This window comes from Streptomyces sp. NPDC101132 (genome assembly GCF_044759225.1).
In the GTDB taxonomy this organism is placed as follows: domain Bacteria; phylum Actinomycetota; class Actinomycetes; order Streptomycetales; family Streptomycetaceae; genus Streptomyces.
This window is the reverse complement of sequence record NZ_JBIVYX010000002.1, coordinates 697730-718522: the sequence shown is the minus strand read 5'-3', so window position 1 is coordinate 718522 and position 20793 is coordinate 697730. Positions and strand designations below refer to the sequence as shown.

Annotated in this window: 16 protein-coding genes; 6 read left to right on the top strand and 10 right to left on the bottom strand. The window is 75.1% G+C overall.

Translation table 11 applies throughout. From position 1 onward, the window contains the following. Positions 1–84: 84 nt before the first annotated feature. The 4 genes from ACIQUR_RS07520 to ACIQUR_RS07505 all read right to left on the bottom strand — a co-directional run bounded on the left by ACIQUR_RS07520 (position 85) and on the right by ACIQUR_RS07505 (position 3522). Positions 85–1218: an SIS domain-containing protein gene (locus tag ACIQUR_RS07520; protein WP_403659773.1), complete on the bottom strand. Its 1134-nt coding sequence runs from the start codon at positions 1216–1218 to the stop codon at positions 85–87. Positions 1219–1261: 43 nt separating this feature from the next. After that, the gene (locus tag ACIQUR_RS07515) at positions 1262–1444 is read right to left on the bottom strand and encodes a Trm112 family protein (protein ID WP_403659770.1); all 183 of its coding nucleotides are present in this window, start codon (positions 1442–1444) and stop codon (positions 1262–1264) included. A 161-nt stretch (positions 1445–1605) separates the two neighbouring features. Next, positions 1606–2970: a phosphomannomutase/phosphoglucomutase gene (locus ACIQUR_RS07510; RefSeq protein WP_403659767.1), complete on the bottom strand. Its 1365-nt coding sequence runs from the start codon at positions 2968–2970 to the stop codon at positions 1606–1608. A gap of 129 nt (positions 2971–3099) precedes the next feature. After that, positions 3100–3522 carry a DUF3499 domain-containing protein gene (locus tag ACIQUR_RS07505; protein WP_403659871.1) on the bottom strand — a complete coding sequence of 141 codons (423 nt, stop codon included), beginning with the start codon at positions 3520–3522 and terminating at the stop codon, positions 3100–3102. A 270-nt stretch (positions 3523–3792) separates the two neighbouring features. On the opposite strand from ACIQUR_RS07505, the gene ACIQUR_RS07500 reads away from it, so the two are divergent. After that, positions 3793–4254 carry a metallopeptidase family protein gene (locus ACIQUR_RS07500; protein ID WP_403659868.1) on the top strand — a complete coding sequence of 154 codons (462 nt, stop codon included), beginning with the start codon at positions 3793–3795 and terminating at the stop codon, positions 4252–4254. 43 nt (positions 4255–4297) lie between these two features. On the opposite strand, the gene ACIQUR_RS07495 is transcribed toward ACIQUR_RS07500, so the two are convergent. From ACIQUR_RS07495 to ACIQUR_RS07485, 3 genes are all read right to left on the bottom strand, one after another. Then, complete coding sequence (locus ACIQUR_RS07495; protein ID WP_403659764.1) at positions 4298–5776, bottom strand: DUF5719 family protein; 1479 nt, start codon at positions 5774–5776, stop codon at positions 4298–4300. Then, positions 5773–9630: a glycosyltransferase family 2 protein gene (locus ACIQUR_RS07490; RefSeq protein WP_403659761.1), complete on the bottom strand. Its 3858-nt coding sequence runs from the start codon at positions 9628–9630 to the stop codon at positions 5773–5775. Before ACIQUR_RS07490 ends, ACIQUR_RS07495 begins: the two co-directional genes overlap by 4 nt. Positions 9631–9903: 273 nt before the next feature. Beyond that, the gene (locus tag ACIQUR_RS07485) at positions 9904–10167 is read right to left on the bottom strand and encodes a WhiB family transcriptional regulator (protein ID WP_003983763.1); all 264 of its coding nucleotides are present in this window, start codon (positions 10165–10167) and stop codon (positions 9904–9906) included. A gap of 637 nt (positions 10168–10804) precedes the next feature. Here ACIQUR_RS07485 and ACIQUR_RS07480 point away from each other — a divergent pair. The 3 genes from ACIQUR_RS07480 to ACIQUR_RS07470 are packed head-to-tail and all read left to right on the top strand — an operon-like array spanning position 10805 to position 13585. Further along, positions 10805–11326, top strand: coding sequence for a cysteine dioxygenase (locus tag ACIQUR_RS07480; protein WP_403659865.1), 522 nt, complete (start codon positions 10805–10807; stop codon positions 11324–11326). 13 nt (positions 11327–11339) lie between these two features. Continuing rightward, positions 11340–12293 carry a 2-phospho-L-lactate transferase gene (gene cofD / locus ACIQUR_RS07475; RefSeq protein ID WP_403659758.1) on the top strand — a complete coding sequence of 318 codons (954 nt, stop codon included), beginning with the start codon at positions 11340–11342 and terminating at the stop codon, positions 12291–12293. Then, on the top strand, positions 12290–13585 hold the full coding sequence (locus ACIQUR_RS07470) for a coenzyme F420-0:L-glutamate ligase (RefSeq protein ID WP_403659754.1): 1296 nt from the start codon (positions 12290–12292) through the stop codon (positions 13583–13585). The genes cofD and ACIQUR_RS07470 overlap by 4 nt, the downstream gene beginning before the upstream one ends. A 126-nt stretch (positions 13586–13711) precedes the next feature. On the opposite strand, the gene ACIQUR_RS07465 is transcribed toward ACIQUR_RS07470, so the two are convergent. The 3 genes from ACIQUR_RS07465 to ACIQUR_RS07455 form a co-directional block, all read right to left on the bottom strand. Next, positions 13712–14818 carry a DNA-3-methyladenine glycosylase family protein gene (locus ACIQUR_RS07465; RefSeq protein ID WP_403659751.1) on the bottom strand — a complete coding sequence of 369 codons (1107 nt, stop codon included), beginning with the start codon at positions 14816–14818 and terminating at the stop codon, positions 13712–13714. A gap of 529 nt (positions 14819–15347) precedes the next feature. Next, positions 15348–16430: a sugar phosphate nucleotidyltransferase gene (locus ACIQUR_RS07460; protein WP_403659748.1), complete on the bottom strand. Its 1083-nt coding sequence runs from the start codon at positions 16428–16430 to the stop codon at positions 15348–15350. A gap of 85 nt (positions 16431–16515) precedes the next feature. Beyond that, positions 16516–18201 carry an N-acetylmuramoyl-L-alanine amidase gene (locus ACIQUR_RS07455; RefSeq protein WP_403659745.1) on the bottom strand — a complete coding sequence of 562 codons (1686 nt, stop codon included), beginning with the start codon at positions 18199–18201 and terminating at the stop codon, positions 16516–16518. Positions 18202–18373: 172 nt separating this feature from the next. On the opposite strand from ACIQUR_RS07455, the gene ACIQUR_RS07450 reads away from it, so the two are divergent. After that, positions 18374–19123 (top strand): TIGR03089 family protein, encoded by a 750-nt coding sequence (locus ACIQUR_RS07450; RefSeq protein WP_403659742.1) that lies wholly within the window; start codon positions 18374–18376, stop codon positions 19121–19123. 122 nt (positions 19124–19245) lie between these two features. Then, on the top strand, positions 19246–20589 hold the full coding sequence (locus ACIQUR_RS07445) for an LCP family protein (protein ID WP_403659739.1): 1344 nt from the start codon (positions 19246–19248) through the stop codon (positions 20587–20589). The last annotated feature ends 204 nt before the right edge of the window (positions 20590–20793 follow it).

Below are 20793 nucleotides of genomic sequence, written 5' to 3'. Positions count from 1 at the left end.
GCCACCGGGCCTGGCCTCGCGGGCCGGGATCCGGTCAGGCCGGTCCCCTGGTCGGGTACGTCCGCTCATGCACGGCTGCGTCCGTCATGAACGTCCCCCTGAGGCCAGCGCCAGGTAGGCGGTGGCGAAGTCCGTGACGGCGAGGAGTTCGGCGAGCGTCTCCAGCTCGCCGCCCTCCTCCGGTTCGAGCTCGCTGACGGCCGTGTCGTGGCTGAGGGCGAGCTCGCGTGCGGCGGGTGCGGCGGTGAGTCCGCCGCCCGGCCGGTCACGCAGCAGGACGACCCGGGCGTGCAGAGCCTGTTGCTCCTCGACCCGGTCACGGAAGAAGTCTTCGGGGTCCGCGCCGGCGGCGAAGGCTCCGGAGAGCAGCACGCCGTGCGCGGGGAGGGCCATGGGGAGTTCGGCGACCAGCGCCGGGCGTCCGGCGAGTTCGGCGAGCACGGCGGCGAAGCGCCGGCCCGCGGGGCCGGCGGCCGCGCCCTCGGTCCAGATGAGCGGCAGGGAGTCGGCCAGCTCGGCGGCCAGGGTCTTGGCCGGGTTGGAGTACGTGGCGATGGCGGGCCCGCAGCGCTCGGCGGTGTGGTCCAGGCGGTCCGCGACCTTCTGGAGCTCCTCGGGTGCGGCGGAGATCAGGCCGACCTTGTCGAGGAGGACGAGCAGCGGGGTCAGCAGGGCCCAGAGCGCGCCGGGGCTCGCGGAGGCGCTGTCGTCGTACTCCTGGTACGGGGCCTTGGCCATCGGTACGACGAGCCCGTGGGCGGCGCCGACGGCCTCGCTGAGCGGCGAGCGCTCGGGGGCGACGGCCACGACGGTGCAGCCGCGCCGGTAGGCCTGCTCGGCGAGGACGGCCAGGCCGGGCTCGGAGCCGTCGGTGGTGGCGATGAGCAGCAGGTCCACCGATCCGGCCCAGCCGGGCAGCGTCCAGCGCAGCGCCCCGGCGGCCGGGGCCACTCCGGTGGGGTGCAGGCGGGTCACCGGCGCGGAGGCGCCCGCGAGGGCGGTCAGCAGGTCCGCGACGCCGGTGGCGGCGGTGCCGGGGCCGGCGATGAGGACCGCGCGGGGGCGGCCGTCGGGCCGCAGGTCGGCCAGGCCCGCCTCGGTGGCGTGCCGGGCCGCGGTGCGGACCCGGGCCCCGGCTTCGGCGGCGCCGCGGAGCAGTCCGCGGCGGTCGGCCCTGCCGAGGGCCTCAGGGGCGTCGAGCAGGGACTCGTCCAGCATGGGGGCCTCCCACGTCCGTCGGGGCTACGGCACCGGTCAGGGGTCAGGCGGGGCGGCGGGCCTCGTCCACGAGCAGGACGGGGATGCCGTCGCGTACGGGGTAGGCCAGGCCGCAGTCCGTGCCCGTGCAGATCAGCTCGGGGGCGTCGGCGGCCGACTCGTCCCGCAGCGGCGCGTGGCACGCGGGGCAGGCGAGGATCTCCAGGAGGCCGGCTTCGAGCGGCATGGGGTGTCCCTTTCGAACATGCGGTTTGGGCCAGGTCAGCGTACCGCCGGACGCGGCCGGGTGCGGCTCGGCGGGGTCCGTGCGGGGTGCGGCGCGGGGGCCGGTCGTACGCGGCGCGGCGCGGGGCCGGTCACGGGTGGTGTCCGGCCCCGCGGGCGGCGTCACGCGCGGACGAGCGCCAGCACCTCGTCGCGGATCCGGGCGAGGGTGTCCGCGTCCCGGGCCTCCACGTTCAGGCGGAGCAGCGGCTCGGTGTTGGACGGGCGCAGGTTGAACCACCAGTCGGCGGTGGCGACCGTCAGGCCGTCCAGCTCGTCGACGGTGACGTCCGGCAGGCCGGCGAAGGCGGCCTTCACGGCGGCCGTGCGGGCCGTCTGGTCGGCGACGGTGGAGTTGATCTCGCCGGAGCCGACGTAGCGGTCGTACGCGGCGACCAGGCCGGACAGCGGGCCGTCCTGGCTCCCGAGGGCGGCCAGCACGTGCAGCGCGGCGAGCATGCCCGTGTCGGCGTTCCAGAAGTCCTTGAAGTAGTAGTGCGCCGAGTGCTCGCCGCCGAAGATCGCGCCGGTGCGGGCCATCTCCTCCTTGATGAAGGAGTGGCCGACCCGGGTGCGGACCGGGGTGCCGCCGTGCTCGCGCACGACCTCCGGGACGGACCAGGAGGTGATCAGGTTGTGGATGACCGTGCCGGAGCCGCCGTGGCGGGCCAGCTCGCGGGCGGCGACGAGCGCGGTGATCGCGGAGGGGGAGACGCCCTCGCCGCGCTCGTCGACGACGAAGCAGCGGTCGGCGTCGCCGTCGAAGGCGAGGCCGAGGTCGGCGCCCTCGGCGAGGACGCGCGCCTGGAGGTCGACGATGTTCTTCGGGTCGAGGGGGTTGGCCTCGTGGTTGGGGAAGGTCCCGTCCAGCTCGAAGTACATCGGTACGAGGTCCAGCGGGAGGCCGGCGAAGACGGTCGGGACGGTGTGGCCGCCCATGCCGTTGCCCGCGTCGACGACCACCTTGAGGGGCCGGATCGAGCCGAGGTCCACCAGGGACTTCAGGTGTGCGGCGTAGTCGTCGAGGGTGTCGCGGCGGGTGATCGTGCCGGTCGTGGCGGCGGGCTCGGGGGCGCCGCCGTCCAGCCAGCCCTCGACCAGCTCGCGGATCTCGGTCAGGCCGGTGTCCTGGCCGACCGGGGCCGCGCCGGCCCGGCACATCTTGATGCCGTTGTACTGGGCGGGGTTGTGGGAGGCCGTGAACATCGCGCCGGGCAGGTCCAGTTGGCCGGAGGCGAAGTACAGCTGGTCCGTGGAGCACAGGCCGATCTCGGTGACGTCCGCGCCCTGGGCCGCCGCGCCGCGGGCGAACGCGCCCGACAGTTCGGGCGAGGAGGGCCTCATGTCGTGGCCGACGACGATCGCCGCGGCGCCGGTGACCCGGACGAACGCGGCGCCGAACAGCTCCGCGAGCGATGCGTCCCACTGGTCGGGGACGACCCCGCGTACGTCGTACGCCTTGACGATCTGCGACAGATCAGCAGCCACGGCCTGCCCTCCTGAGCTCCTGGGTGGTCCGCCCCAACCTACCCGCAGGAGACGAACGCGAACTGTGGGGTGGCCGTCGGAGTCCCGTCGGTTTCGAGCCGATCCCCCGTGAGGCGGAGCCGGCCCGCGTCAGGAGTCGGGCGAGCGCAGGACGCGCAGGTGGCCGCGGCGGGTCTCGGAGACCACTGCCTGGCCGGAACCGCCGCCCGCCTCGGCCGCCCGCTCGTGCGGACGGGCCGCCTCGCGCACGGCGTTGGCGAGCGCTTCGAGGTCGTCGCCGCTGGGGCGGGAGGGCGCGGAACCGTCGGAGAGGCGTACGACCTCCCAGCCGCGCGGCGCGGTCAGCCGCTCGGAGTGCTCGGCGCACAGGTCGTAGCAGTGGGGTTCGGCGTACGTGGCGAGCGGGCCGAGGACTGCGGTCGAATCGGCGTAGACGTACGTCAGTGTTGCGACGGCAGGGCGGCCGCACGCGGTGCGCGAACAGCGACGTACAGGGCTCACGACGTTGGACGGTACCGCACTCTTGACCGGGCCGCGACGACTCTCCCCCAGCTCACTCCCCCGTGTCGTGGCGTGATCTCGGCCATACCGGCTCCGGCGGCAACTGGCCTGACCTGCACGGTGCGGTGGCCGGGAGGCGACCTCCGGCGCGGATCGCGGTCACCACTCGGTACGAATCCCATCAATCGGGGCGAGGTCGTCGGTCAGGGGAGGTTCCGGAAGCGATCGAAAGCTTGGCCGGAATGTTCAAGCTCCGACATGCGGTGGGGCCGGTGGATCACCAGGCCCCGGGGGTCCGTCGGAGGCTACCCTGCGTGAGTGATGGACAGTTCCGTACCGCCCCCGCCGGCCGAGCGCCCCTCCGAGCCCCGTCCGCGCCGCCGCGACCGGCACGGCCGCGGGATGCGCGGGCCCGTCGCGCCGCCGCAGGTCCCGCTGTCCGCGAGCCGCGCGGAGCTGTTCGGCGACCTGGTCCAGGACTCGGTGGAGCGGCTGGAGCGCCGCTGGCCGCAGCTGGCCGACGTGGAGTTCATGGTGGCCGAGGTGCCGCGGCCGGGCGGCCCGGAGAGCGGCTGGAACGACGAGGCGGTGCCGCTGGGCGCGGTGTTCCAGGGGCGCTCCGGCGGTCCCGCGCGGATCGTGGTCTACCGGCGGCCGGTGGAGATCCGTACCAAGAACCGCGACGAGCGGGCCCTGCTGGTGCACGAGATCGTCGTCGAGCAGGTCGCGGAACTGCTGGGGCTGTCCCCGGAGACCGTCGACCCGCGGTACGGACAGGACTGACCCGGCCCCGGGGCGCTCGCCGGCGCCCCGGGACCCGGTGCGGTCAGCCGCCCAGGACCGAGAGGTCCTGCTCCGCCTCGGGCACGGCCACCGTGCCCCGGTCGTCCGGCAGCGTCTGGACCGTGAACATCGGGATGCCGTCGGCGGGCAGGGCCAGGGTGCGCGCGGCGTGCACCGGGCCGCCCGAGACGGTCTCCACGGTGAGCGCGTACGAGCCCTTGAGGCCGGCCGGCACGGGCGGCTGCACGGCCAGCGTCGAGCCCGCCTTCACGGTGTACGTCTTCGTGGCCGGCTCCCCGGCCTGGGTGCCCGCGGAGGCGGTGACCTTGACGACGGCCTCCGCGCCCGGCGCGGTCAGCGAGAGGGTGCCCCCGGTCGCGCGGTTGTCGGCCGCGGTGGCCCGGTCCCCGACCGGCCCGGTGGCCGGCACGAACGCCAGCTCCTGCTTCTCGCCGGTGCCCCGGACCACCCGCAGCGCGGCCACCACCGGCGCCGCACGTCTGGCGTCGGAGGGGGACAGCACCAGCGACCCGGCCTCGCCGCGGGTGAGGTCCTTGAGGTCGGCCACGGCCGTCATGCCGGACTTCACGTGCAGCTGCTCGTGGCCGGCCGGGGAGAGGGAGCCGCCCGGTCCCGCCAGCTTCACCGTGAGGTCCGCGTCGTCCTCGCCGGGGGCGAAGGCGACCAGCCGTACGGAGGTGGCGTCGGCCGGGATGCCCGGCAGCACCAGCGCGCCCGAGGGGTCGGCGGAGGCGGGCAGCCAGTCGGCGCCGACGCCGTCCTCCAGGACCTGCACGGCCGCGCCGACCCGGCCGGTGCGCGTGGTCACGTGCACCGTGAGGTCCGCGACCGGCGTCGTCGTGAGCGTCGAGAGGAGCACCGGAACGGAGGACTTGGCGGGGACCGGGATGCCCTCACCCGCGCCGGACTCGGACTTCAGCCGGCCGTCCGGCCCGTACAGCTCGATGTCGACGACGGCCGTGCTGTCGTCGGGGTTGGTGACGTGCAGGTAGTCCTGCCGGGTCTTGGCGGTGCTCGCGCCCGGGAACCAGAAGTCCGTGTCGGGCGCCGAGCAGCCGACCCCGAGCACCCCGCGGGCGGAGCCGACCGGCACCACCGTGGTCTGCTGCGCGGCCCAGCCCGGGGCGAGCGCCCCCTCGGCCGCGCCGGCCAGGGCCGGGGCCTCGGCGCCGGAGGCCGTGGCGGCCACCGGCTTGCCGGGCTCCTTGAGGGTGAGCAGCGGCTTGACGGTCTTGCCCGCGGTGAGCAGCTGGGCGCCCGACCTGCCGCCGGCGGGTGCCCGGCCGGAGCCGCCCGCGGGGGTGACCGAGGTGTACGCGGTCTCCGCGACGTCCGAGCCGCTGGGCGCGGGGCACAGCAGCGCCGACCGCTCGACCGGCATCCGGACCGCGGCCTTCGCGGTGGTGCCACCGGGCGCGCCGGGCGCGGTGAACGAGGCGATGCCGGTGACGGCCGCGAGGGCCGCGGCCACGGCGGCGAGGGTCAGGGGTGCGCGCTTCACTGCTGGGTGCTCCCGTCGGGACGCCGGTTCTCGTGGCCGTGGGGGTCGTGGCCGTGGGGGTCGTACGGGGCGCCGTCCTGGCCGTACGCGCCGTCCTGGCCGTAGGCGGTGTCCTGGCCGTAGGCGGTGTCCTGGGCGTACGTGCCGTCCTGGCCGTACGCGGCCTGCCGGCCGTGGGGGTCGTCCTGGCCGTGGGGGTCGTACGCGCCCTCCTGGCCGGTGCCCGCGCCGTACGGGTAGCCCTGGGCGTCGGTGCCGTACGGGGCCCCGGGGTAGCCCTCCGCGTACCCGGGCTGCCGGTAGCCGCCCTGGTACGGGGTCTCCTCGTAGCCGGGCTGCTGGTAGCCGCCCTGGCCGCCCTGCTCGTACGGGGTGCCGGCGAAGGGGTCCTCGTACCCGCCCTGCCCGTACGCGTACCCGGCGGCCTCCTGGGCCGGCCGGTCGGCGTACGCGGGGGCCGGGGTGTCCCACTCGCCGTACGACGGCTGCTGCGGGACGCCCCCGAAGGCGTCGGCGGCGTCCGCCGCGGGCTCGGCGGCGTACGGGTCGGCCGTCTCGCCGTACGCGGCGGACTCCGGCGCGGCCTCCTGGGCCTCGGCGCGCAGCCGGCGGGCGCGGCGGCCGGTGCCCTCGGCTCCCTCGGCGGGGGCCTCCGGCTCCTCGGGCAGGTCGTCGTCCAGCTCCCGGCGGCGGCCCGGCAGGGCCATCACCAGCAGGACCACGGCGAGCGAGCCCTGGGCCCAGTGCCAGGCGGTGTGGCCGAGGTCGGCGCGGTACTCGAGGTCGAGCCTGCCGCCCTCGCCCGGGAGCTCGAAGCCCTGGGCCCAGCCGTCGACGGTCTTGGCCGTCAGTTCGCGTCCGTCGAGCGTGGCGTGCCAGCCGGGGGCGGCGGTGTCGGCGATGCGCAGCACGCGGCCCGCGGGCCCGGCCGGGATCTCGGTGTGCGCCTCGACCGGTCCGGAGGCGACCGGGATCGGGTCGTCGCCGGACTTGCCGGAGATGATCACGGCGCGGGCGACCTGGCGGTCCACCCGCCACAGGGCGCTGCCGTCGAGCTGGCTGAGGCGGCTCAGGCCGGGGGTGGCGTCGAGGACGCGGCCCACCTGCTTGGGGGCGCCGTCGCGGACGAGCACGTAGCGGATGGCGAAGGCGCCGAGCTGGTCGGTCTGGTCGGCGCCGGAGCCGGCGACGAGGTTGGAGACGACCTTGTCGAGGCGGGCGTCGCTGCCGGTGGCGGCGGCGATCTCGGCGTCGCCGAGCTGTCCGCCGGAACCCCGGACGAGGGTGTAGGCGATCTTGGCGGGCGAGTCGCCGCCGAGGACGAGCGTGCGGGCCTGGTCCCGGGTGCGGCTCTCCTCGGCCACGAAGGCGGGCACCTGGACCGGGTCCCGGCGCTCGACCGGGCCCGCGGCACCGCTGATCACCCAGCCGGCGGCGCCGAGCAGCGGCCCGGCCGCGGCGGCGAGGGCGATCAGCGCGGCCAGGGGCTGGCGCCAGCCGAAGGACTGGGCGGCGACCCGGGAGCGTACGCCCTCCGCGCCGACGGCGGCGGCGGTGAGCAGGGCGATGCCGTAGACGAGGGTGGCCGGCCCGGCCCAGCCCTCGCGGTTGAGGACGACGGCACCGGCCAGGCCGGTCAGGGCGACGGCCCAGGCGGCGCGGACGGTGAAGGCGCGCTCCTCGCGCAGCAGGGCGGCCAGGGCGGCCAGCACGATGCCGACGAGCAGCAGGCCGCCGGCGGTGCGGGGCCCGCCGGGGCTGATGCCGAGCAGGTCGAGTGCGGTCGCGGAGCCGGTCCCGTACGGCAGGCCGGCCTCGCGCAGGAGGGCGGCCGGGTCGGTCAGGAGGGTCAGGGACCAGGGGGCGAGGACGAGGAGGGGGACGGCCAGGTTCGCGAGCAGGCGGGGCGCGTGGGTCTTGAGCGCCGAGCGGTTCACGGCGAGGGCGGCGATCCCGAGGACCGCCGCGAACAGCCAGGCGACGGGCGTGAAGGCGGTGGCGAGGGTGAGGAGGAGGGTGTACGTCCACACCGCGCGCCAGCTGCCCCGGGCGCCGTCGGAGCCGCCGAAGCCGTACGCGGCCACGGCGGACCGCGCGAGCAGCGGCAGCAGCACGGCGAGCACGGCGGTGCCGAGGCGGCCGCCGGCGAGGGCTCCGGTGACCGCGGGCAGGAAGGCGTACGCGACCGCGCCCCAGGCGCGCAGCAGCCGGGACTCGACGAGCGGCCGGGAGGCGAAGTACGCGGTGAGGCCGGCCAGCGGCACGGAGCAGACCAGCAGCACGGTGAGCGCGAGCTGGGTGCTGCCGAGGAGCAGCCCGGAGAGCGCGGCGAGGACGGCGAGGTAGGGCGGCGCGGTGGCGGTGCCGCCGGTGCCGACGGGGTGCCAGGCGTCGAGGTACGAGCTCCAGAGCCCGGAGGCGCCGGGCGGTGCGGGCAGCAGCGCGCCGCCCATCAGCGAGCCGCCACTGAGGAGTTCGCGGCAGGCGGCGAGGGAGAGGACGAGCAGCAGGGCGAAGAGGACGGGCGCGGGCTTGCGCGCGATCCGCTTCAGGCGCGCGAACTGCTCGATCTCCAGGTAGTCCGCGTCGTCACCGCCGGGGCCGGACTCGACGGCGCCGCCGTGGCGGCCGGCCCCGGCGGAGGCGTCCTCGGAGCCGCTGCCCAGGTACCCGGCGACCTGTTCGACCGTGGCGCGGAGGGTGGCTCCGGGCGGCGGGAACAGGGGCCGCAGTTCGCCCGCGGGGACCGTGGACCGGCCGCGGCGGCGGCGCGCGCCGAGGATGCGGCCGGGCACGAGGAGGGTGCGCAGGAGTCCGCGCACCTCGTCGACGGCCTGGCCGGGGGCCTTGCCCACGAGGTAGGCGAGGGTGCGCACGAGGGTGCCGAGCACGAGGCGCAGCAGTACGTAGGGGAGCGCGGCGGCGCGGGAGTTGACCAGCATCGTGTAGACGGCGCCGGACTTGTCGACCCGGTGGGGGCTGGCGACGGAGCGGCCGGCGCAGTCGATGGGGCGGCGTTCGCGGGCCGACGCCTCGGCGTGCCGGAGCACGGCGTCGGGGGCGATGAGGACGCCGTGGCCGGCGGAGTGGGCCCGCCAGCACAGGTCGACGTCGTCGCGCATGAGGGGCAGGCGGCGGTCGAAGCCGCCGAGCTCCTCGTAGACGTCGCGGCGGATCAGCATGCCGGCGGTGGAGACGGAGAGGACGGGGCGGACGCCGTCGTGCTGGCCCTGGTCCTGCTCGCGGCGGTCGAGGCCGGTCCAGCGGCGGCCGCTGCGGGCGATGCTGACGCCGGCCTCCAGCAGCTGCTTGCGGTCGTACCAGCCGCGCAGCTTGGGGCCGATGACGGCGGCCTCGGGGTTCTCCTCGGCCACGCGGAGCAGCTCGGTGAGCGCGTCCGGCTCGGGCGCGCAGTCGTCGTGCAGCAGCCAGAGCCACTGGACGGGCTCGCCGTGGGGCAGTTCGGGGAGGTCGTACGTGTCGTCGCGCCAGGTGCGGCTGACGGGGTCCCAGCCGCTGGGGCGCTTCAGGTACGGGAGGTCCTCGGGGGTGAGGACGCCCGCGGTGCGCACGGCCTCGTCGACGGCGGCGCCGAAGCCGGTGCGGCGGGCCAGGTGGAGCACCCGGTCGTCGCCGAACGCGTCGGCGAGGAGGCGGGCGGAGTCGTCGGCGCTCCCGGTGTCGGCGGCGATGTGGTTCTGGACGGGCCGTTCCTGGCCCTGCAGGCCGGCGAGCGCCTGGGGCAGCCAGCGGGCGCCGTCGTGCGCGACCAGGACCGCGGTGACGACATGCCTCGGGAACTCGGGGGTGGCGGCCGCCGCATAAGGGGCCGTCGAGTGGCTGTGCACGGACATCGCGGTACGGGCCCTCCGGGCTGGGGGGTCCCCGGGCGGGGCCGGGGAGGGTCCGGGGGGCTGGGCCCCGGGAGGCTGCTGGACAGCGCCCCACACTAACGGCTGCGCACAAAGCGGTCCGCCTCCTGCGGGGAAGGGGCAGGAGGCGGACCGCTGGTCTGTATGGCCGGTGCCGCTGGCGGCTCGTGGCGTTTGTGAGGCTTGTACGGATCTCGGTTCGTACGATGCGCCGTCACGCGGGGCAAGTCGCGTGGCGGAAGCTTCGGTTTCCGGTCAGACGGCGGCCTTCTTCAGGCGGCGGCGCTCGCGCTCGGACAGACCGCCCCAGATGCCGAAGCGCTCGTCGTTGGCGAGGGCGTATTCGAGGCACTCGGAGCGGACCTCACAGGCGAGGCAGACCTTCTTGGCCTCGCGGGTCGAGCCGCCCTTCTCGGGGAAAAAGGATTCGGGATCGGTCTGGGCGCACAGGGCGCGCTCCTGCCATCCGAGCTCCTCGTCCGCCTCCTCGACCAGCAGTTCCTGAAACAGCTCGGTCATGTGCGCCCCTCGTCTGTCTTCGCGTCCCCGTGATGTTGCCGCCACCGATTTCCGGCCGAACGACACGAGTGAAATTACAAGTGTGTGTATCCGGGGCAGTCAAGCCGAGATCTGCTATTGGGCCCCTTATTCACTCTGCGGAACCAAGCGTATGCAGAAAGTGTTCATATCGCCAAAAATCGTGACACATGCCACATGCATCACCGGCATCCGCAGCGTCACCCATAACGGACGCGTCACGACGCGCCCGGGTTGCAGCCGCACTTGCCCTGGGCGTGTCTGCACAAACCTTTCTCCGCACACAGTAACCGGATGAGGTGAAACTTTTCCCTCAAACCGGACATTGGGTTGACAGTCGCCTCCCAAACCCGCTCTCCTTGTTTTCATGTCAGCGACCGCAGCGCACTCCCAGGCCCCCCTTCGTGGGCTCCTGAGCGCTGCCCTGGTCCGCTGTTGCTGTTGCAGCTGTTGATGCCGTAGAGCGTCCGGCTTTCTCTCCCCCTGGCTCGCGTACGAGCCGTCCGGCTCGTTGAAGAGCCGTCCTTGCGACACCCCGACAGCCCGTACTCCTGCCGAGGAACCCCCGCACATGAACAGCAGCAGCACTCCCCAGGCGGCCCCCCAGACGGCCCCCCAGATGGACCTCCGGATGGACAGCGACCTCCAGATCGCGGGCGACATCCTCGCCGTCCAGCACCTGCTCCAGCCCGCCAAGGAGCACCCGGCCACCGTCGCCGACTTCGTCGGCCTGGCCCGCTCCCTCGCCGGCGACCGCGCGCGGTGGGAGCACCTCGTCGAGTACGACGCCACCAGCCGCTGGTACCACCGCCTCACCACGGGTCCGGGCTACGAGGTGTGGCTGCTCAGCTGGGTGCCCGGCCAGGGCAGCGGACTGCACGACCACGGCGGCTCGTCCGGCGTGCTGACCGTCCTTCAGGGCGAGTTGACCGAGCGCACCGAGCGCGGCCGCCGTACGCTCGCCGCCGGCAACCAGCGCGTCTTCGCCCCCGGCTACGTCCACGAGGTCGTCAACGACTCCCTCGAACCCGCCGTCAGCCTGCACGTCTACTTCCCCGGCCTGACCGAGATGCCGATGCACGAGCGCGCCGCGGGCGCCTCGCAGTGCTCCCCGGCCGCACTGGACACCGTCCGCGCCTGACAAACTGCGGGGCATGCGCATTGTTGTTCTGGCAGGCGGTATCGGCGGGGCACGCTTCCTCCGCGGACTGAAGTCGGCCGCGCCCGACGCGGACATCACGGTCATCGGCAACACCGGTGACGACATTCACCTGTTCGGGCTGAAGGTCTGCCCCGACCTCGACACGGTGATGTACACGCTCGGCGGCGGCATCAACGAGGAGCAGGGCTGGGGCCGCACCGACGAGTCCTTCACCGTGAAGGAGGAGCTCGCCGCGTACGGCGTCGGCCCCACCTGGTTCGGACTCGGCGACCGCGACTTCGCCACCCACATCGTGCGGACCCAGATGCTGTCCGCCGGCTACCCGCTCAGCGCCGTCACGGAGGCCCTGTGCGACCGCTGGCGGCCGGGCGTCCGGCTGCTCCCCATGTCCGACGACCGGGTCGAGACCCATGTGGCGGTCGAGGACGGCGGCGAGCGGCGCGTCATCCACTTCCAGGAGTACTGGGTGCGGCTGCGGGCCTCGGTGGACGCCCAGGCCGTCGTCCCCGTCGGCGCCGACCAGGCCAAGCCGGCCCCCGGCGTGCTGGAGGCGATCGAGGCCGCGGACGTGATCCTCTTCCCGCCGTCCAACCCCGTGGTCTCCGTGGGCACCATCCTCGCCGTGCCCGGCATCCGCGAGGCCGTGGCCGCGGCGGCCGCGCCCGTCGTCGGCCTCTCCCCCATCGTCGGCGGCGCGCCCGTGCGCGGCATGGCCGACAAGGTGCTGGCCGCGGTGGGCGTCGAGTCCACGGCCGCGGCGGTGGCGAAGCACTACGGAACCGGACTGCTGGACGGCTGGCTGGTCGACAGCAGCGACGCGGAGGCCGTGGCCGAGGTCGAGGCGGCCGGCATCCGCTGCCGCGCGGTGCCGCTGATGATGACCGACCTGGAGGCCACCGCTCTGATGGCCCGTGAGGCCCTGGCGCTGGCCGAGGAGACCCGGTGACCGCACCGGCCATCCACGTCCGGGCCGTGCCCGGGATCGGCGAGGTCCGGCCCGGCGACGACCTCGCCGCACTGATCGCGGACGCCGCGCCCGACCTGCTCGACGGGGACGTCCTGCTCGTCACCTCGAAGATCGTCTCCAAGGCCGAGGGCCGGATCGTCGCGGCCGACTCGCGCGAGGCGGCGATCGACGCCGAGACGGTACGGGTGGTCGCGCGCCGCGGCACCCTGCGCATAGTGGAGAACCGGCAGGGCCTGGTGATGGCCGCCGCCGGGGTCGACGCCTCCAACACCGAGCCGGGCACCGTCCTGCTGCTCCCCGAGGACCCCGACGCCTCCGCGCGGGCCATCCGCGAGGGGCTGCGGGAGCGGCTCGGCGTGACGGTCGGCGTGATCGTCACGGATACCTTCGGCCGGCCCTGGCGCGCCGGGCTGACCGACGTGGCCATCGGCGCGGCGGGCGTACGGGTCCTGGACGACCTGCGCGGCGGCACCGACGCGTACGGCAACCCGCTGAGCGCCACCGTGGTCGCCACCGCCGACGAGCTGGCCGCCGCCGGCGACCTGGTCAAGGGCAAGGCCGGCGGGCTGCCGGTGGCGGTGGTGCGGGGACTCGGCGGTGACGTGCTCGGCGAGGGCACGGCGGCCGAGCTGATCCGGTCCGCCGCCGACGACATGTTCCGCCTGGGCACCTCGGAGGCGATCCGGGAGGCCGTGACCCAGCGGCGCACGGTCCGCTCCTTCACCGACGCGCCGGTCGACCCGGGCGCGGTACGGCGGGCCGTGGCCGCGGCCGTCACCGCCCCCGCCCCGCACCACACGACGCCGTGGCGGTTCGTCCTCCTGGAGTCGGCGGCCGCGCGGGTGGAACTGCTGGACGCGATGCGGGACGCGTGGATCGCGGACCTCCGCCGGGACGGCAAGTCCGAGGACTCCATCGCGAAGCGGGTGCGGCGGGGCGACGTCCTGCGCAACGCCCCGTACCTCGCCGTCCCGTGCATGGTCATGGACGGTGCCCACCACTACGGGCACGCCCGCCGGGACGCGGCGGAGCGCGAGATGTTCGTGGTCGCCACGGGCGCGGGCGTCCAGAACTTCCTGGTCGCCCTGGCCGCGGAACGCCTGGGCTCGGCGTGGGTCTCGTCGACGATGTTCTGCCGCGACGTGGTCCGCAAGGTGCTGGGCCTCCCGGACGACTGGGAGCCCATGGGCGCGGTGGCGATCGGCCACCCGGCCGACGCCCCGGGCCCCCGGCCGGAGCGGGACGCGGAGGCGTTCATCGAGGTGCGGTAGGGGGTGCCGGCGCTGGGCGCGGGCGCTGTGCCGCTTGTGCCCGGCACCGGGACCGCCGGGCTTCGGGCCTGCCGGGCTTGGGGCCTGCCGGGGAAGTGCCCGCCCGCTCGCGTCCGGGCGGGCCGGTCAGAGGCGGCCGATGTCCGTGCGGGGCATGCGGGGTTTGCGGCGGGGCGGGGTGAGGCCCGCCAGGAGGATCAGGCGGGTCGCGCGGTGGCGCTGGCCCTCGTACGGGGCGAGGAGTTCCAGCATGGCCGCGTCGTCGGTGGTGCGGTCGCCGGCGAGGGCGAAGCCGATGATGCCGGGCAGGTGGAGGTCGCCCACGGTGACCGCGTCCGGGTGGCCGTTGCTGCGCTGGAGGGTTTCGGCGGAGGTCCAGGGGCCGATGCCGGGGACGAGTTCCAGGCGGGCGGAGGCTTCCGGGAGGTCCATGCCGGCGGCCTCTTCGAGGCGGGGGGCGACGCGGGCCGCGCGGAGGATGGTGCCGGAGCGCTTGCTGTCCACGCCGGCCTTGTGCCAGTCCCAGGAGGGGATGCGGCACCAGGTACGGGCGTCCGGCATCGCGTACATCCGGTCCGGGGCGGGACCGGGGGCCGGGGTGCCGTACTGGCGGACCAGGATGCGCCAGGCGCGGTAGGCCTCGTCGGCGGTGACCTTCTGCTCCAGGACCGAGGGGATCAGCGACTCCAGGACCAGGCCGGTGCGGGTCAGGCGGAGCCCCGGGCGGCTGCGGTGGCTGGCGTGCACGAGGCGGTGCCGGGGGACGAAGGCGGCGGGGTCGTCCTCGGCTCCGAGGAGTGCGGGGAGGCGGTCGAGGAGCCAGTCCGCGCCGGGGCCCCAGGCCTCACCGGTGACCGTGCCGTCCGCCGCGCGGGCGGTCACCCGGAGCGTGCCGGGGCCGGCGGGGGTCTGGCTGGCCCGCCAGACCGCGCCGTCCGGGGTGACGCGGAAGGTGGGGTCGTGCGGGCCCCTGCGGAGCGGGCCGAGGACCAGGCCGAGGGTGAGGGGGCCGGGGGGTGTGTAGTGGCGGGTGCGGGGGGCCGTGCCGGTGGCCGCCTGCCCGTTGATGCCGCCGGTGGCGGTGCGGGGGCGGGCTCCGGTGCCGGTCTTTGCTCCGGTGCCGGCCGTGCCGCCCGTGGCGGTGGCGTTCGGCGTGGCAGGCGTCGGTGCGGGTACGCGGGTCGCGCCACCGCGCACGGTGGTGCGGGTGAGGGGATCGAATCTGCCGGCCACCCTCTGAGCGTAGTCCCGGCGGGGCGGTGGCCCGGGCGGTCCGAAGGGTGGCGTTCGGCACGCCCCGCCGTGCCCCGGGGCCGCGGGTCCGGTGTCTGCGGCCCGGCCGACGATGCGCCGGGTGCGGGGCACCGGGGTCGGTACGGGGCCCGGGCGTGCGGGAGGCGCGGGGGGCCGGCGGTGCGGTGCGGTGGTGACGGTGCCGGCCGCCGGAGCCACGCTGCGCGGACCCCCTGGGTCGGCGGTGGGCCGTGGCGTGCGAGGGCCGCGGGGCGGGCCGGTCGGTCCGGCCGCGTGAGGTGGGGCCGGGGGTGCAGGGCGGGCGGCGCCGGGGTGGTGCCCTGCGGGGCCGGCCCCTCCCCGCCCTTCTCCCGTTCACCGGGACTCCGCCCCGGACCCCTCCGGGGCTCCGCCCCGGACCCCGCGCCTCCCACGCCGGCGGGGCTGGACAGGGACACGGATGCCCGGCCGCAGGTCGGCCCCTCGGGGCGGGCTGCAGCCGCGACCCCGGCGGGAGGTGGGGGGTGGGTTACTGGTCCGACGAGAAGCGGATCGTGGCGGCCGGGAGGGTGGCTTCGCACCAGATTCTCGTGCCCTCGCGGAGTTCGTTGTCCGGGCCCACCACGGCCGCGTCGCCGACCACGGTGCCCGTCAGGTGGGTGCGGGCGCCGACGCGGGCGCCCGCGCCGATCAGGGAGTCCGTGACCACCGCGCCCGGCTCGACCACCGCGCCCGCCAGGACCGCGCTGCCGTGGACCCTGGCGCCGGCGCCGACCTCCGCGCCCTCGGCGACCACCGTGCCGCCCGAGAGCTTGGCGTCCGGGGCCACCACCGCGCCGGGCAGCACCAGCGACTCGCCCGTGCGGCCGGGGACGGCCGGGGACGGGGCGCGGCCCAGGACGAGGTCGGCGGAGCCGCGTACGAAGGCCTGGGGGGTGCCCAGGTCCAGCCAGTACGTCGAGTCGACCATGCCCTGGAGGTGCGCGCCGGCGGCGAGCAGGTCCGGGAAGGTCTCGCGCTCGACGGAGACCGGGCGGCCCGCCGGAATGGTGTCGATGACGGAGCGCCGGAAGACGTACGCGCCCGCGTTGACCTGGTCCGTGACGATCTCCTCGGGGGTCTGCGGCTTCTCCAGGAAGGCCGTGACCCGCCCGGTCCCGTCCGTCGGGACCAGGCCGAAGGCCCGCGGGTCCTCGACCCGGGTGAGGTGCAGGGAGACGTCCGCCCCCGAGGACCGGTGGGTGTCCAGGAGGGCGGGGATGTCCAGGCCCGTGAGGATGTCGCCGTTGAAGATCAGGATCGGGTCGTCGGGCCCCGAGTGCAGACGGGAGGCGACGTTCCGTATGGCGCCGCCGGTGCCGAGGGGCTCGACCTCGGTGACGTACTCCAGGTGCAGTCCGAGGGAGGACCCGTCGCCGAAGTACGGCTCGAAGACCTCCGCGAGGTAGGAGGTGGCGAGCACCACGTGCTCGACGCCGGCCGCCCGCGCCCGTGCCAGCTGGTGCGTGAGGAACGGGACGCCCGCCGCCGGGACCATCGGCTTCGGCGTGTGCACCGTCAGCGGGCGCAGCCGCGTTCCCTTGCCGCCCACCAGGAGGATCGCTTCAGTCAACTTCGCTCTGCTTCCTGCTGGGTCTGGCCTGGGACGGAGCCGCGGCAGGGCCGGGGCGGGCGGCCAGTTTATGCAGAGGTTTTCCTCACCTGCCCTGCAATCGCGCCGATGTGGACCGGGCCGTACCGAGCTTGCCGTAGAGCTTCTTGCCGGGGCACTCGGTGGCGAATCCGTCGCGGTGTCCGGAGATCACGTTGAGTTTGACCTGCTTTCCCTTCGGATACAGGTTCCCGCCACCGGACTTGAGGGTCGTCTTGCCGAGCGGGTTGGCCCCGTAGAGGCCGAGCTTCCACGCCGTGAGCTGCGCGATGGCCTTCACCGCGGCGGCCGGCGGCGCACTGGAGGTGAAGGTGCCGATGACGGCCACGCCCATGCTGTTGGTGTTGAACCCCATGGTGTGGGCGCCCAGGACGGCCTTGGCGACGCCGCCCGCGCGGCCCTCGTAGACGGTGCCGCACTTGTCGACGGCGAAGTTGTACCCGAAGTCGCGCCAGCCGCTGCTGACGACGTGGTAGCGGTACAGGCTGCGCAGCACGGCCGGCGCCTCGGAGCACTTGTAGTTGTTGCCGGAGGCGCTGTGGTGGACGAAGGCGGCCTTGACGCTGCCGGTGTAGACGAAGCCCTTCTCGCGCAGGGACTCGTTGGCGCCCCAGCCCTTGCGGGTGACGATGCGCGGGCGGGGGCCGATGTACGGGCGGGCGGCGACGCCGACCTTGCCGTCGGAGGCGATGAGCACGTCGGACGCGGAGCCCGCCTTGTCCCGTGCCTCGATCGCGTCCGCGCCGAGCGCGGCGAGGCCGAGGTTGGCGGCGGAGGTCTCGATGGTGGCCTGGCTCATGGCCGGGAGGACCGCGGCCTGCGCCGCGCCGGCGGTCTCCGCCGCCCCGGCTGCCTCGGCCTTCTCGTCGGGGCCGGGTCCGTCGAAGCCGGTGGCGGGCTCGGCGACGCCGGTGGCGGGGTCCGCGAAGCGGGCCGGCCAGGCGCCGTGGCGGGCCGCCCGGCTCCGGACGCCGTCGGCGGCCGGGAGCGGGCGCGCCCCCTCCTCGGCGGGCGCCGGGGTCCTGCCCGGGTCGACCAGTTCGATCCGCATGCCGGTGGGGAGCGTCTGGAGCCCGGGCTCCGCGGCCCGGTGGCCCGCGGCGTCGGAGGCCTCCCCGGCCTCCGGCGACACGGCCGCACCGGGGGCCTCGCCGGGTTCCGCCTGCACCCGCACCTCGATGCCGTCCGACTCGCCGACCCAGAGGGGCGCGGTGGCCCCCCTGACCCGGCCGGAGGCGCCTTCCGCGGTGCCGGGGTCGGCCGCGTGCTCACGGTTGTGGATCTCCACGTCCTGCCATTCGGTCCAGGTGCCCGTGTGGGCGGCCCGGGTACGGACCTGGACGCGTCCGTGGAGTTCGGTGCGCGCGTCGTCCCAGACGACGCCGACCATCGAGAAGGTGCCGGTCCCGCGGGCGGAGAGCCCCATGGCGGGGGTCTCCGGCAGCCGTGCCGACATGCCGGGGAAAGCCCGGTCGGACCGCGGGGTGAGCGGGGTCAGGGGGAGCGACTGGGTCGAGCCGGGCACGGCCGGCTCGGCCGCGACGCCGGCGGCGGGCACGGCGCCCGGTACGGCCGGTTCGGCGCCGGGTACGGCCGCCACGGCACCCGGAGCACCGGCCGGGGCGGGCGGTGCGCCCGGTCCCGCCGCCAGGGACGGAGAGGTCAGCGCGAGCGGGAGGGCCAGTGCGGCCGCCGTCGCGACGCCGATCGAGGAAACCAGGAATCCACGCATGCAGCCGATGCTGAGCACACCTCTGACGGCCCGCCAGCCGAGACCTGACGGACCATCGGATCCCGGGGCGGCGCCGTTCCCCCGTACGGCCGAGCGGGCGGCCCCCGTACGGGCGACGGACCCGCCCCCGTACGGGCGAGGGAGCCCCGGCGCCCCCACGTACGCTTACGGCGTGAACGCCAACGACCGCACCCCTGCCGACCTGCTGCGATCCGCGCTCGCCGCCGATCCCGGCCGCCCCCTGGTCACCTTCTACGACGACGCCACGGGCGAGCGCGTGGAATTGTCCGTGGCCACCTTCGCCAATTGGGTGGCCAAGACCGCCAACCTCCTCCAGGGCGACCTCGGCGCGGAGCCGGGCGACCGGCTCGCCCTGCTGCTGCCCGCGCACTGGCAGACCGCCGTCTGGCTGCTGGCCTGCGCCTCGGTGGGCGTGGTGGCCGAGGTGGGCGGGGACCCGGCCGACGCGGACCTGGTGGTGAGCGGCCCCGACAGCCTGGAGGAGGCGCGGGCCTGCTCCGGCGAGCGGGTGGCCCTCGCGCTGCGGCCGCTGGGCGGGCGCTTCCCGCAGCCGCCGGCGGGCTTCGCGGACTACGCCGTGGAGGTGCCGGGCCAGGGCGACCGGTTCGCGCCCTTCGTCCCGGTGGACGCCGACGGGGAGGGGCTGGCGGTGGAGGGGGCGGAGTTCTCGTACGCGGAGCTGGTCGACCAGGCGCGGCAGGACGCCGGGAAGCTCGGGTTCGGGCCCGGGTCCCGGGTGCTGTCGGGGCTGGGCTACGACACCTGGGAGGGCCTGTCCGCGGGGCTGTACGCGCCCCTGGCGGCCGGCGGCTCCGTGGTGCTCTGCCGGAACCTGGACCGGCTCGGGGCCGACGCCCTGGCGCAGCGGATCGAGAGCGAGCGGGTCACCCATACCGTGTAAGGGGGACCGCCCCGGCCGGGGTCCGGGGGTCACCCGGATCGCGTCATCGCAGGTCACCCACTCTGCCGAGGCTCCGTTCACCCACACCGCCCAAGGGCGGGGCCATCGCGTTTGTCACCCACATGGCGGAACACAGGGCCCCGCACCAGGGCTCTTTCCGCCGCGTCGGTGGGATGATCGACGGAAGGCCGCATACCGGACGCTCTACCCCAAAAGCAGCCGGGCCCAGCGGCCGCCGCCGACCGCCGAGGATGGACGCAGACGTGACCGATGCAGCGGGCATGCCGGGCGTGAACGGTCCGGACGGAGGCGGCAGCAAGCCCCCGTCCGGGCGCAGGCGACGCTTGCTCCGCTGGGTCGGACTGGCCATGGCCCTGATGGTGCTGGTCGGAGCGGGCGCCGCGTGGTGGCTGTACCGCAAGCTCGACGCCAACATCACGCCGGACACGTCGGCCGCCGCCGAGCTGGAGCGGTACGAGAAGGAGCGCCCCACCCAGGCCGTCCGGGGCGCCCAGAACATCCTGCTCATCGGCTCGGACTCGCGGGCCGGCAAGGAGAACGGCCGCTACGGCCAGGACGGCGGCACCCAGCGGTCGGACACCACGATCCTGCTGCACGTGGCGGCGGACCGGAAGAGCGCCACCGCGGTGTCGATACCCCGCGACCTCATGACGGAGGTCCCGAGCTGCCGCAGGGCCGACGGCAGCCGGACCACCGAGCAGTTCGCCCAGTTCAACTGGGCCTTCCAGTTCGGCGGCGCGGCCTGCACGATCCGCACGGTCGAGAAGCTGAGCGGGATCCGCGTCGACCACCACATGGTCGTCGACTTCGGCGGCTTCAAGAAGATGATCGACGCGGTGGGCGGCGTCGAGATCTGCCTGAAGCGGCCCATCGACGACACCGAGGCGAAGCTGAAGCTGCCCGCGGGACGCCAGACCCTGCGCGGCGAGCAGGCACTGGGCTTCGTACGCGCCCGCTACAGCCTCGGCAACGGCAGCGACACCGAACGCATGTCCCGCCAGCAGCAGTTCCTCGGCGCCCTCGTGAAGAAGGTGCAGAGCAACGGCGTCCTGCTGAATCCGGCCAAGCTGTACCCGCTGCTCGACGCGGCGACCTCCTCCGTCACCACGGACCCCGGGCTCGCGTCGCTGCGCGGCCTGTACGAACTCGTGCGCGACATGCGGGACATCCCGATCGACCGCACCCAGTTCCTCACGGTTCCGCGCAAGCCCTACGAGGCGAACCCGAACCGCGACGAACTCCTCGAACCGGACGCCTCGCGCCTGTTCCTCCAGCTGCGGATGGACCGCCCGGTGACCGTCTCCCCCGCCCAGCCGGCGCAGGCCGCGGCCGACCCGAAGCAGCCCGGCGAGGCCGCCGCGAGCACGTCCTCGCAGGTGACCGGGAGCGCCACCCCGGCCCCCACTTTCACCGGCACCACGGCCGACACGGCAACCTGCCGGTAAAGCAATCCAAAAAGCCGGGGGCCCGGCCGTGCGGGATGTGCGGATTGCCCGGTTATAAGGGGAGTGGAATTTGTCACCAGCATGGTTTGCAGCCGAACTGGGCGGATAGTGTGAGCGATCCGGTGCCCAGGCCAGACCAACGACCAGGCCGTGCACTGCCGGATCGACGACCAGGCGCCTGGGGGGAGGCGCTTCGTGTGGCAC

What these genes read in the sequence shown, in the direction of transcription:
- ACIQUR_RS07500 (WP_403659868.1), top strand. Translation starts at nt 3,793, where the DNA reads ATGGACAGTTCCGTACCGCCCCCGCCGGCCGAGCGCCCCTCCGAGCCC.
- ACIQUR_RS07485 (WP_003983763.1), bottom strand. Translation starts at nt 10,167, where the DNA reads ATGACCGAGCTGTTTCAGGAACTGCTGGTCGAGGAGGCGGACGAGGAG.
- ACIQUR_RS07445 (WP_403659739.1), top strand. Translation starts at nt 19,246, where the DNA reads ATGGCGGAACACAGGGCCCCGCACCAGGGCTCTTTCCGCCGCGTCGGT.
- ACIQUR_RS07520 (WP_403659773.1), bottom strand. Translation starts at nt 1,218, where the DNA reads ATGCTGGACGAGTCCCTGCTCGACGCCCCTGAGGCCCTCGGCAGGGCC.
- ACIQUR_RS07490 (WP_403659761.1), bottom strand. Translation starts at nt 9,630, where the DNA reads ATGTCCGTGCACAGCCACTCGACGGCCCCTTATGCGGCGGCCGCCACC.
- ACIQUR_RS07455 (WP_403659745.1), bottom strand. Translation starts at nt 18,201, where the DNA reads ATGCGTGGATTCCTGGTTTCCTCGATCGGCGTCGCGACGGCGGCCGCA.
- cofD (WP_403659758.1), top strand. Translation starts at nt 11,340, where the DNA reads ATGCGCATTGTTGTTCTGGCAGGCGGTATCGGCGGGGCACGCTTCCTC.
- ACIQUR_RS07515 (WP_403659770.1), bottom strand. Translation starts at nt 1,444, where the DNA reads ATGCCGCTCGAAGCCGGCCTCCTGGAGATCCTCGCCTGCCCCGCGTGC.
- ACIQUR_RS07480 (WP_403659865.1), top strand. Translation starts at nt 10,805, where the DNA reads ATGGACCTCCGGATGGACAGCGACCTCCAGATCGCGGGCGACATCCTC.